The sequence below is a fragment of the Micromonospora sp. R311 genome (assembly GCF_056780015.1).
This window is the reverse complement of sequence record NZ_JBSWCE010000032.1, coordinates 56,836-68,753: the sequence shown is the minus strand read 5'-3', so window position 1 is coordinate 68,753 and position 11,918 is coordinate 56,836. Positions and strand designations below refer to the sequence as shown.

Here is an 11,918-nt window from a genome sequence, read left to right as displayed (position 1 = left end):
CCGGCCCGGTTGGCAGGGCAGACCGCAGGGGCGGGGAGATCCACCGGCTCGGCCCGGACCGCCCTGCGGCGGGGCCGGTTCAGCCGAGCCGTTCCGCCAGGATGCTCAGCACGCGCTCGGCCGCCCGGCCGTCGCCGTAGGGGGTGCCCCGCTCGCCCCGGGGCGTCGGCCGGGTGGCCGCCTCGACCCACCCCCGCCCGCCCAGCGCGTCCGGCTCCGGTACGAGCCGGTTCCAGTCGCCGTCGAGCGTCTCCACCCACTCCGTCTCGGGGCGCAGCGTGGTACAGGCGCGGCCGAGCAGGAACGCCTCCTTCTGGAGCCCGCCGGAGTCGGTGACCACCCCGACCGAGCCGAGCACCGCGGCCACCAGGCCCGCGTAGCCGAGGGGCCGGCCGGCGCGCACCGCGCCCTGCTCGAGCTTCAGGCCATGCTCCTCGGCGCGGGCCGCCAGCCGCGGGTGGGCCAGCAGCGCCACCGGCACCGGCAGGTCGGCGAGTGCGGCCAGCAGCGCCGACAGCCGGGCTGGGTCGTCGGTGTTGTCCGGACGGTGCAGGGTGGCCAGCAGGTACGGCTGATCGGGATCGATGCCGTCCGGCAGCGCCGGCCGGGGGTGTTCACCGGCCAGCACCGCGTCGCGGACCCGCAGGCACACGTCCACCATCACGTCACCGCTGAGCACCGCCCGGTCGGCCAGCCCCTCGTTGGCGAGGTGCCGCAGCGCCTCCTCGGTGGGGGCGAGCAGCAGGTCGGCCGCGTGGTCGGTGAGCACCCGGTTGTGCTCCTCGGGCATCCGGCGGTTGAAGGAGCGCAGTCCCGCCTCGAGATGGGCCACCCGCAGGTGCTGTTTGACCGCGGACAGGGCGCCGGCCAGCGTGGAGTTGGTGTCGCCGTAGACCAGCACCCAGTCGGGCCGGTGCTCGGCCAGCACGGGATCGATCGCGGCGAGTACGCCGCCGGTCTGCACGCCGTGGCTGCCCGATCCGATGCCGAGATGCACGTCGGGGGTGGGGATGCCGAGGCCGCTGAAGAAGATGTCGGACAGGTTCGCGTCGTAGTGCTGTCCGGTGTGCACGATCACGTGGTCGTGCCGGGTGCCGGTGAAGGCGGCCGCGATCGCCGCCAGTTTGACCAGCTGGGGGCGGGCTCCAACAACGCTGATGACCTTCACGGGACGGCTCCTGGGCGAGTGACGACGCGGGCACTGGCGACCAACCGGCACCCGCGCACGAGCGCGACGGCCTGCGGGCGACGGCGTCGACCTCTGACGATAAGGCCTGGTAGCGGCGGGACACGGGCGAACGGCTCGTGTCGGCAATGTCGGTATTGAGTAGCTCAGCTGCCGGCACCAACCGCGGGGCTGGCTCGTTATCGCCGTAGCACCTGTGCCGCCGGGCCGGTCGGCGCTCTCGCCGGTGACCCCGCTTCGAAGGACGAGGAAAGAAGAGCCATGAACATCTGTGTCGTCGCCCTCGGGAAGATCGGGCTGCCGCTCGCCGTGCAGTTCGCGACGAGTGGGCACCGGGTGGTCGGCGCCGACGTCTCCGAGCGGGTCGTCGGGCTGGTCAACGACGGAGCGGTCCCGTTCCCGGGCGAGGCCGACCTGGACGTCCGGCTCAAGGAGGTGGTGGCGGCCGGCCTGCTCTCCGCGACCACCGACACCACGGCGGCCGTCGCCGCGTCCGAGGCGGTGGTCGTGGTGGTGCCGCTCTTCGTCGACGGACGGGGGCTGCCGGACTTCGGCTGGATGGACGACGCCACCCGGGCCGTCGCCGCCGGGCTCCGGCCCGGGACGCTGGTCAGCTACGAGACCACGCTTCCGGTGGGCACCACCCGGCACCGGTTCGCCCCGATGCTCGAGCACGGCAGCGGGCTCACCGCGGGTGAGGACTTCTTCCTGGTGTTCAGCCCTGAGCGGGTGCTGACCGGCCGGGTCTTCGCCGACCTGCGCCGCTACCCGAAGCTGGTCGGCGGCGTCGACCGGGCGTCGGCCGCCCGGGGCGTGGCGTTCTACGAGGCGGTGCTCCAGTTCGACCAGCGGCCGGAGCTGCCCCGGGCCAACGGCGTGTGGGACCTCGGTTCGGCCGAGGCGGCGGAGCTGGCGAAGCTGGCCGAGACGACCTATCGGGACGTGAACATCGGGCTCGCCAACCAGTTCGCCCGGTTCGCCGCCACCGTCGGGGTGGACGTCACCACCGTGATCGAGGCCTGCAACACCCAGCCGTACAGCCACATCCACCAACCCGGCATCGCGGTGGGCGGGCACTGCATCCCGGTCTACCCCCGGATGTACCTGTGGAACGACCCGGCCGCGAGCGTGGTCCGCGCTGCCCGGGAGGCGAACGCGCAGATGCCGCAGTACGCCGTCGACCTGCTCGCCACCGCGTACGGCGACCTGACCGGTGCGGACGTGCTGGTCCTCGGCGCCGCCTACCGGGGCGGGGTCAAGGAGACCGCCTTCTCCGGGGTCTTCCCGACCGTCGACGCGCTGCGCGCCCGGGGCGCCCGGCCGTACGTGTCCGACCCGATGTACACCGCCGCCGAGCTGACCGCGCTCGGGCTGCCGGCGTACGCCGGCCAGGCCGTCACCGCCGCGGTGATCCAGGCCGACCACCCGGAGTACCGGTCGCTCACCCCCGCCGACCTGCCGTCGGTCCGGGTGCTGGTCGACGGCCGCCGGGTCACCGACCCGGCGCGCTGGACCGGCGTCCGCCGGCTGGTCATCGGCGGCTGACCGGCCCGCCCCGGTGCGGCGCGGTTCGCGCCGCCGGACGGACCGGACAGGGCGGGCCGGTCAGCCCCGGTCCAGGCCGTCCGGGCGGGTCGACGGGTCGCGGGAGACCACCTCGCCCTCGGCGTTCACCCAGCCCAGCGGGCGGGCCGGGTTCCCGGCCACGAGCTGGTACGACGGTACGTCCCGGGTCACCACCGAACCGGCCGCGACCATCGCGTACGCGCCCACCTCGATCCCGCAGACCAGGGTGGCGTTGGCGCCGATGGAAGCGCCCCGCCGGACCAGGGTCGGCGTGATCGTCCAGCCCGGGTTCTGCGCCCGGGGGCGCAGGTCGTTGGTGAAGACCACGCTCGGGCCGACGAAGACCTCGTCCTCGAGGGTGACGCCCTGGTAGACGGAGACGTTGTTCTGGATCTTGACCAGGTCGCCGACCGTCACGCCGGCGTCGACGTAGACGTTGCGGCCGATGACGCAGCCGGCGCCCACCCGGGCGGAGGACCGGATGTGCGCCAGGTGCCAGACCTTCGTGCCGTCCCCGACCCGGGCGCCGTCCTCGACGTCGGCGGTGGGGTGGACGAAGGCGGGGGAGAGCGCGGTGCTGGTGTCAGACATGTCAACTCGCAGGACTCGGGAGCGCCGTCGGCGGCGCCACGCCGGCGGACCCGGAACCGGCCGTCGTCCGGCGGACCGGGCCGCCGCGGGCCGCTCCGGGCGCGCGGGCGGTAGCGGGGACTCGGCGTAGGATACGCCCCGCTTGCCCGATATGGCCCGCACCGCGCCGTCCGTCCGCCCCCGCCGTTCGTGGGGCGCCTCCCGCCCGGGTCACCGGTGTCGCCGGGTGGCGGAGGCAGTGCTCAGGTGGTGGGGGAGACCGTCGTCGGCTCGACCGCCAGGCCGGTCCGCTGCGCCGGTGGCCGGGCGCCCCGGTCGAGTTCCCGCCGGGCGGCGGCCAGGAACGCCTCCGCGTACGACTCGGCGGGGAAGTCGCCCAGGTAGCGCCGCCGGGTGGCCCAGCGGTCCGGGGCCAGCGGGTCGGTGTCGATCAGCTCGGTGAGCACCTCGTCCACGTTGGACATGTCCCGGCGCAGCACGTAGCCGGACCCGGCCAGCGGGAACCGCTCGGTGAACCGGTCGCCCTCGCCGCCCATGTCGGTCACCGCGTACGGCTTGCCGGAGTAGAGGTAGTCGGAGATCACCCCGGAGACGTCGGAGACCAGCGCGTCCGAGCGGTTCACGCACTCGGTCAGGGTCAGCTCGCGGGCGGCGGCGCCGAAGACGTGCTGTCGGCCGCTGCGGGCCCGGTCGGCGGCCAGCAGCTCGGTGAGCCGGCCCAGCTGCCGGGCCGAGGCGGGGTTCTGCGCGGTGTACGGGTGGGCGCGCAGGATCACCGTCGCGCCGCGCGCCAGCAGCCGCCGCAGCAGCGTCTCCGCCACCGGCAGCGAGCAGTAGTCGGCGTCCGCGTGGTGCCCGGTCCAGGTCGGCGTGTAGAGCACGGTCGGCTGCGTCAGGCCGCGGGCCGGCTCCGGGCGGACCTCGATCGCCTCCACCTGCGGACGGCCGACCACCTCGAACTTCTCCGCCGGGATCTCCACCCCGGCGCGGGCGTACCGGTCGATGGCGGCCTCGCCGGCCACGAAGATCCGGTCGAAGAGCGCGGAGACCGGGTTGGCGCTGGGCGCCTTGTCGCTGTCGCCGTGGTGCAGCTGCACGTGGGTGAGCTGGGTGAACCGGATGCAGTGGCTGTTCTTCGCGCCGTGGTTGACGTAGAACGCCACCCGCAGGCTCGGCACCAGCGCCTGGTCCATCGCCTTCAGGGTGGGGCAGTAGACCACCGGGGCCGTGGTGGCCGCCGCGATCGTGCCCAGGAACTCCGGCTCCCGCACCATGACCAGGAACGGCCGGCCGATCCGCTCCAGGTACGGCAGCCACATGGTGACCTGGTACTCGGAGCCGGGTGGCGCGGAGAAGTGCAGCAGGAACTCCGGCTGGTGCCGGCGCAGCGCCCGGGTCACCGCCGACCCGCCGGCCGGCGGCCGGAACCGCCGCCGGGCCAGGTCCAGGCCGGCCGCGCCGGCGCCCGCGCCCACCAGCAGGCTCACCGCCAGCGCGACGGCGGCGGGCAGCGCGGCCGCGGCCGCGGCCGCCACCACCGCGAGCAGCCCCAGCAGGGCGGTGCCCAGGTGTGCGGCGACCAGCGGCGCCCAGCCGCGCACCGGCAGGTTGGCGGCCCGGATCTCCAGGTTGCCGGCGTCGCGCAGCGGCCCGACGAGCAACGCCAGACCCAGCAGCACCAGCGCGGTCGCGGCCAGCGCCGGATCGAACCCGGCCTCCAGCCGCCGGGCGTAGCCGACCAGGATGCCCGCCGCCACCAGCACGGTCTCCGGCACGCTGTCGGCGCCCGGCCGGACCCGCCGCTCCCACGCCGCCGCGGCGAGCGCGGCCACCGCCAGGCCGAGCCCCCAGCCGGTCGCGCCGGTCAGCGCCACGACCAGGAACGCCAGCACGGCCAGGCCGGTGGTCAGGCCGCGGGCGAGCAGCTTCCGGACCAGGTCACCACGCATCTTGGCTGTGCCTCCCGCCGCCGCGCCCGGGTCAGCCGGCGACGGCGGCGCCCGCCGCCTGGTCCGCCTGCGCCGGGGTCGGCTGGATGGGCACCTCGCCCGGTGCCCGGCGTACGTCGATGACCTGACCGGTGAGCTCGGAGATCAGCACGTCCAGGGACGCCCGGGCGACGGTCTCCGCGGCGAGCAGGGTGTGCTCGGGCTCCTCGCCGAACGCCTTGGTGCGCATCGGGGTGGCGGTGCGCTCCGGGTTGACGCAGTTGACCCGGATGCCGAACTCGGCCCACTCGTCGGCCAGCGCCTGGGTGAGGTTGACCAGGGCGGCCTTGGTGGACGAGTAGAGCGCGTACTGCGCCCGGCCCCGGGTGTAGGAGCTGGAGGTGTAGAGCAGCAGCTGGCCCTTGGTCTGCTGGAGGTAGGGCAGGGCCTGCCGGGCGGCGATGACCGGCCCGACGAAGTTCACCTGGAGCACCCGGTCCATGGTCTCCTCGTCCATCTCGACGAGGGCGCCCTTCTCGAGGATGCCGGCGGTGACCACCACGTGGTCGATCCGGCCGGTGGCCTCGAAGGCCGTCTTCAGCGCCGCCTCGACGTCCGCGGGCCGCTCGACGTGGGTGCCGGTGCTGGAGCGGCTGAACGGGAAGACCTGGGCGCCGTAGCTGCGGGCCAGTTCGGCCAGGTCGTGGCCGATGCCGTAGCTGCCGCCGAAGATCACGATCGTCCGGCCGGTCAGCTCCTCGGTGTAGCCGCGGTTGGTCAGCCGGGGCGCCTGCGCGGCGGCGAGCTGGAAGAGCTTGTCCGCCAGGTGCACGTCGACCGGGTGGGTGACCTTGATGTTCTCGTCCGAGCCGTCGATCACCTTGATCGGCGTGCCGGGCAGGTAGCGCAGCACCACGCCGCAGTCGTCGGTGGCGGCGAAGTCCGGGTCGCCCTCGGCGCGCCGGTACGCCTCCCGGATGGTGCCGGAGCGGAACGCCTGCGGGGTCTGCCCGCGGCGCAGCGAGGAGCGCACCGGGATGTCGGTGATGCAGTCGTTCTCGTCGACCTGGATGATCGTGTCGGCCGACGGGATGGCCACGTCGACCGCGGAGTAGGTCCAGAGCGCGTTCACGCACTCCCGCACGATCCGGCCGCTGACCAGGGGCCGCACCGCGTCGTGGAAGAGGATGTTGCAGTCGTCGGGGCCGACCGCGTCCAGCGCGATCCGGGTGGTGGCGTTCCGCGTGTCGCCACCCTCGATGACCTTGGTGACCTTGCGGAAGCCCGCCTTCTCGACGATCTTCTCGGCCTCGGCGACGTGGCCGGTGGCCATCAGCACGATGATCTCGTCGATCTCCGGGGCCGCCTCGAAGACCGCCAGGGTGTGCTCGATGATCGGCTTACCGGCGATCTTCAGCAGCTGCTTCGGGATGCCGAGGCCCAGCCGGGTCCCGGTGCCGCCCGCCAGCACCACCGCCACCGTCCGGGAGGGCCGCCACGGCGCCGGGGTCTCCGGTGCGGCGTCCGGGCCAGTGGTGTGGTCCTGCGTCATTGCCGATCCTCGCTCTCAGGAATTACGTGAACAGAAGGTTCCGCCCGCGCGGCGACGGGGTGAACCTTAACGCGCCGGTCCGGCCGCCCCAACGGGACGGCGCGGGCGGCGCGTACCGATGTCGATGTCGGACCTACTTGCCGTTCGCGAACGCCTCGTAGGCCCGCACGACCTCGTCGGTCGGGCCGTCCATCCGCAGGACGCCCGATTCCAGCCAGATCGTCCGTTCACACGTGTCCCGGATCGAGGAGAGCTGGTGGCTGACCAGGAACACCGTGCCGGCACCCTCCCGCAGCTCCCGCACCCGCTGCTCGCTGCGCTTGCGGAAGCCCTTGTCGCCGGTGGCCAGCGCCTCGTCGATGAGCAGCACGTCGTGCTTCTTCGCCGCGGCGATGGAGAAGCGCAGCCGGGCGGCCATGCCGGAGGAGTAGGTGCGCATCGGCAGCGAGGCGAAGTCGCCGCGCTGGTTGATCCCGGAGAACTCGATGATCTCCGGGGTCTGCCGCTGCACCTCGGCCGGGGACATCCCCATCGCCAGGCAGCCCAGCACGACGTTCCGCTCGCCGGCGAGGTCGTTGAAGAGGGCCGCGTTCACGCCCAGCAGCGACGGCTGGCCCTGGGTGTAGACCGCGCCGCGGTTCACCGGCAGCAGGCCGGCGATCGCCCGCAGCAGGGTCGACTTGCCCGAACCGTTGCTGCCGATCAGCCCGATCGCCTCACCCCGGTACGCGGTGAAGGTGACCCCCTTGACCGCGTGCACCTCCCGGATGTTCGGCGCCGAGGTGCGGGTCACGATCCGCTTGAGGGCGCCGACCGGCCCGCCACCACCGCCGGCCCCCTTGTGCACCCGGTAGATCACGTGCGCGTCGTCGACCACCACGGTCGGGATCCGCTCCTGCACCCGGGGCAGGGTGACCGTCACGTCGTTGGCGGTCTCGAAGTGCTCAACCACGGCCGTACTCCTGTTCGCCGCGCCAGAAGTAGAGGAAACCCCCGGCACCCATCACGATCGCCCATCCCACCGCCGCCACCCAGAGCTGCGTGAGGGAGGAGTTGAGCAGCGGCGCCTCCTCCAGCAGCGCGACCCGGCCCAGCTCGATGTAGACCAGCATCGGGTTCAGCTCCACCAGCCGGGTGGCCCAGGCCGGCAGCTCGTTCTCGAAGAGCGTGACGCTGTAGAGCACCCCGGAGCCGTACATCCAGGCGCGCAGCAGGAACGGCATGACCTGCTTCAGGTCGGCCACCTTCGCGCCCATCCGGGCCACCGCCATGGTGAGCCCGGCGTTGAAGACCGTCTGGAGCACGATCGCCGGCACCAGCATCAGCCAGGCGAGGGTGATCGGCTCGCCGGTGACCAGCACGATCGCGAACAGCACCACCATCGACCCGAGCAGTTGCTGGAACTGGGTGACGGTGACCGCGAGCGGCAGGCAGGCCCGGGGGAAGTGCAGCGCCCGGATCAGGCCCAGGTTGCCGGTGATCGACTGGGTGCCGTTCTGCACCGCCGTCTGGGTGAAGTTGAAGATGAACAGCCCGGTGCAGAGGTACGCGATGAAGTTCGGTATCTCGTTCTGCTTCAGCACCACGCCGAAGATCAGGTAGTAGACGGCCGCGTTGGTCAGCGGCGTGAGCACCTGCCACAGCTGCCCCAGCTTGGCGTTGCTGAACGACGCGAGCAGCTTCGCGTTCGCGTACGCGGAGATGAAGTGCCGGTAGTGCCAGAGCCGCCGGCTGTACTGCGCCAGCGAGGGGCGTTCGCCGGCGACCCGCAGCCCGTACCGGGCGGCGAGCTGCGCCTGGGTGAGGCCGGCGTCAGGGTCGGCCAGCGCCGTGTCGGCCATGGATGGGCGCTCCGATCTTTTCGGGTCAACGGGGATGCGCGACGATGGAATCTAGCGTGGCCAGTGCGTGGAGCGCCGCCCCCGTCGCTGCGTGGACCGTAGTTCAAAACACGTCGGGACGCAACCGTACCGTCGTTGCGGTACATTGTTCCACGTGACAGCCGAGAAGAGTCCCAGGTGACGACCGAGAAGCGGCGCACGCCGGCCGGCGCGGCCGTGCTCCGTGACGACATCACCACGGCCATCCGCCGGGCGCTGATGCAGGAGCTCGCGGCCGTCGGCTACGGCCGGCTCTCCATCGAGGCGGTGGCCCGCCGGGCCGGGGTGAGCAAGACCGCGATCTACCGGCGGTGGAGCTCGAAGCTGGAACTGGTGCTGGACAACGTCTCCGCCGCCGCCGGTGGGAAGCTGCCCGCGCTGGACACCGGGACCCTGCGCGGTGACCTCGAACTGCTCTTCCAGGTGGTCGCGCACGCGCTGCGGCACCCGCTGGCCTCGCAGATCATCCCCGACCTGCTGGCCGAGGCGGCCCGCAACCCGACCATCGACCAGACCCTGCAGCAGGTGCTGCGGGCCCGGCAGCAGGAGATCGGCGGCCGGCTGATCAGCCGCGCGGTGCAGCGCGGCGAGCTGCCCGCCGACACCGACCAGGAGGCGGCGGTCGACCTCATCGTCGGCCCGCTCTACTGGCGGCTCGCCGTCGCCCGCACTCCGCTCACCCCCGGTTACCTCGACAGCCTGGTGGAGGCGGTCGCGGTCGGGCTGGGCGCCGACAGCGCGCTGCCGCGGCAACGGGAGGCGCCGGTCGTCGGCTGATCCGCCGACCCGCCGGTGCCTCCGCGCCGGACCCCGTCGGCCGGAGGGTCCGACTACTCTGCTTGCCAGAGCGGGTCAGGGCGACCCCCGCCGGCCGCCGTCCCGCACATCGCCCACACCGTGCCCGTACAACCGACAAGGACCCCCCGTGTCGAAAGTCGACCACGTCGCCGTCGCGCCGTCGCGTCCCGCAGCGGCCGACACCCCGGCCCCGGTGGGGCCGGGCCGGTTGCGGTCCCTGATCGCCGCCGCACCCGCCGTCCTCACCGACGCCGGCGTGCTGGCGTTCGCGCTCTGGACGGTGCTCTACCACGCGGCGTTCCTGTTCAGCCTGGCTCCGTCGGTGACCTTCAAGGTCTGGCTGGCCGGTTGCGTGGCGCTGGCCGGGGTGGCGCTGCTGCGGGCCGTCCGACGGAGCGGGGCGGCGCCCGCGGCCGGTCCGGCCGCGCCGGCGACCGAGGCGACCACGACCACCGCGCCGGACGCCCCCGGGTATCCCCGCCGCTGGTTGGTCGTGGTGCTGGCCGCGGCGGCCGTCGCCGCGGTCACCGCCGGCCTGGCCAACACCACGGCGGGCGACGGGATGTCCTGGTGGGTTCCGGCCAGCGCCGGGGCGGTCGCGGCGGTCGGCGGGATGCTGCTGATCCGCCGGATGTGGCTGACCTCCCCGGCGACCGCACCGGCCGCGCCGGCGCCGACCGCGTTCCAGTCCGGCTACGCGCTGGTCGTCTCGCTGCTGGTCGCCCTCTCCTCGTTCTTCATCGCCCGCAACACCCCGGACGACGTCTACTACGTCGGCAAGTCGGTCTGGGTGGCCGAGCGGGACATCATCCCGCTCAACGACTTCCTGTTCACCGAGAACGTCGCGCCGCCGATGGGTTCCCAGCCGCCGATCGCGTCCATCGAGGTGTTCGCCGGGGCGCTCGGCCGGGTCTTCGGCATCCACGGCGCCTCCGCGACCTGGTACGTGCTGCTGCCGGTGCTCGCGGTGCTCGCCGTGCTCGCGCTCTGGCGCCTGGTGCACCGCTGGGCTCCGCGCCGGCCGCTGCTCGCGTTCAGCGTGGCGGTCGCCTTCCTCTACCTGGTGGCCGGTGGCGACGCCGCCCTCGGCACCTTCCACCTGCCCCGGCTCTACGAGGGCAAGGGCATGTTCGTCTCGGCGGTCATCCCGCTGATGTGGCTCTACCTCACCAGGTGGTTCGACAACCCGTCGCGCCGAGGGCTGCTGCTCATCGTCGCGCTCTCGGTGACCGCGATCGGGCTCACCACCACCGCCGCCATCATCCTGCCGATGCTGGTCGGCGCCGCGGCGTTCGCCATGTTGCTGGTGGGCCGCTGGAAGGAGGCGCTGCTGGCCGGCGCCGCCGCGGTGGCGTACCCGGTCGGCTCGGTGCTGGTCTCCCAACTGGTTCTCGACATGGCCTCCGCCACCGGCGCGGACGACGCCTTCTTCGACGCCGAGTACACCTACCGGCGGACCCTGATGATCGGCGTGGTCGGGGTGGTCTGCGGGCTGGCGCTGTGGTGCGGCCCGCTGCTGGCCCGCCGGCGCACCCCGGCGCTGCTCGCCGCCGGCGGCACCCTGGCGCTCAGCGTGCTGCTGATCCCCGGAGTGCTGGAGCTGCTCAGCGCGCTCAGCGGCATCTCGGTGGTGCTCTGGCGGGTGCCGTGGCTGCTCGCACTGCCCGCCCTGATCGGGCTGCTCTGCACGGTGAACGTGCCCTCGCCGGTGCCGGCGCTGCGCCGGGTGGCGAGCGTCGGGATCGCGGTGGCCATGGTTGCCTCGTTCGCGGTCTTCGCCACTCCGATGTGGTCATCGGAGAGCTGGGTCACGGTGCACGACCGGCCCACCTGGAAGCTGCCGCAGCAGCGGCAGGGGATCGCGTTCTGGATCAAGGACCTGGACCGCCCGGACGGGCTGGTCCTCGCCCCGTCGGTGATCATGCGGACCTCGCTGGTCGTCACCAGCCGGGTCCGGGTGGTGCTGCCCCGCGACTTCTACCTCGTCGAGTACGACCTGAACTCCGACTTCGCCAAGGACCGGCTGCTGCTCGCCAAGTTCGCCGACGGGACCGTCACCCCGTCCCGGGCGGAGCTGGCCACGGCGATCGACCGGCTCGACGTCAGCACCATCTGCGTCTACAACGGCAACAGCTACGCCCGGCAGATGGCGCCCCAGCTCGGCTTCGAGCAGTTCGCCCAGCGCCGGGGGCCGGGCGCGGTGACCTGTTTCCGGCGCGGCTGACCAGCGTTCCGGCCGTCCGCGATGCACCGTGGGGTCGGGCCCCGCGCGTGCGGCGCGGCGGTCGGGTGCGGGTTTGACCGAAAGGTGCCGGATACCCGAGCGACGCCCGGGTGTCCCTTCGCGTTAAGGTCGCAGCACGCGTTGACGGCCCGCCTCGGGGGAAGAGCACGACCAGCGGGCCCGGCCCGTCATC

9 protein-coding genes are annotated in these 11,918 nt (G+C 73.2%); 3 read left to right on the top strand and 6 right to left on the bottom strand.

Translation table 11 applies throughout. The annotated features are described in order from the left end of the window. Nucleotides 1–79 precede the first annotated feature (79 nt). Nucleotides 80–1,168 (bottom strand): non-hydrolyzing UDP-N-acetylglucosamine 2-epimerase, encoded by a 1,089-nt coding sequence (wecB, locus tag AC1WTP_RS25295; RefSeq protein ID WP_481651761.1) that lies wholly within the window; start codon nucleotides 1,166–1,168, stop codon nucleotides 80–82. 279 nt (nucleotides 1,169–1,447) lie between these two features. Between wecB and AC1WTP_RS25290 the strand changes: the two genes are divergently transcribed. Next, nucleotides 1,448–2,731: a nucleotide sugar dehydrogenase gene (locus AC1WTP_RS25290; RefSeq protein ID WP_481651760.1), complete on the top strand. Its 1,284-nt coding sequence runs from the start codon at nucleotides 1,448–1,450 to the stop codon at nucleotides 2,729–2,731. A 60-nt stretch (nucleotides 2,732–2,791) separates the two neighbouring features. Here the strand turns inward: AC1WTP_RS25290 and AC1WTP_RS25285 are convergent, their stop codons facing one another. The 5 genes from AC1WTP_RS25285 to AC1WTP_RS25265 form a co-directional block, all read right to left on the bottom strand. After that, complete coding sequence (locus AC1WTP_RS25285; RefSeq protein WP_481651759.1) at nucleotides 2,792–3,343, bottom strand: acyltransferase; 552 nt, start codon at nucleotides 3,341–3,343, stop codon at nucleotides 2,792–2,794. A 242-nt stretch (nucleotides 3,344–3,585) separates the two neighbouring features. Continuing rightward, nucleotides 3,586–5,292, bottom strand: coding sequence for a CDP-glycerol glycerophosphotransferase family protein (locus AC1WTP_RS25280; protein WP_481651758.1), 1,707 nt, complete (start codon nucleotides 5,290–5,292; stop codon nucleotides 3,586–3,588). Nucleotides 5,293–5,323: 31 nt separating this feature from the next. Next, the gene (locus tag AC1WTP_RS25275; protein WP_481651757.1) at nucleotides 5,324–6,823 is read right to left on the bottom strand and encodes a D-ribitol-5-phosphate cytidylyltransferase; all 1,500 of its coding nucleotides are present in this window, start codon (nucleotides 6,821–6,823) and stop codon (nucleotides 5,324–5,326) included. 133 nt (nucleotides 6,824–6,956) lie between these two features. Then, nucleotides 6,957–7,775, bottom strand: coding sequence for an ABC transporter ATP-binding protein (locus tag AC1WTP_RS25270; protein ID WP_481651756.1), 819 nt, complete (start codon nucleotides 7,773–7,775; stop codon nucleotides 6,957–6,959). Beyond that, a complete protein-coding gene (locus AC1WTP_RS25265; RefSeq protein WP_481651755.1) occupies nucleotides 7,768–8,664 on the bottom strand; it encodes an ABC transporter permease in 897 nt (298 codons plus the stop codon). The genes AC1WTP_RS25270 and AC1WTP_RS25265 overlap by 8 nt, the downstream gene beginning before the upstream one ends. A gap of 216 nt (nucleotides 8,665–8,880) precedes the next feature. Here AC1WTP_RS25265 and AC1WTP_RS25260 point away from each other — a divergent pair, with 216 nt between their 5' ends. Further along, nucleotides 8,881–9,480: a TetR/AcrR family transcriptional regulator gene (locus tag AC1WTP_RS25260; protein WP_481651783.1), complete on the top strand. Its 600-nt coding sequence runs from the start codon at nucleotides 8,881–8,883 to the stop codon at nucleotides 9,478–9,480. A gap of 148 nt (nucleotides 9,481–9,628) precedes the next feature. Beyond that, nucleotides 9,629–11,725 carry a DUF6077 domain-containing protein gene (locus tag AC1WTP_RS25255; RefSeq protein WP_481651754.1) on the top strand — a complete coding sequence of 699 codons (2,097 nt, stop codon included), beginning with the start codon at nucleotides 9,629–9,631 and terminating at the stop codon, nucleotides 11,723–11,725. Nucleotides 11,726–11,918: the final 193 nt, after the last annotated feature.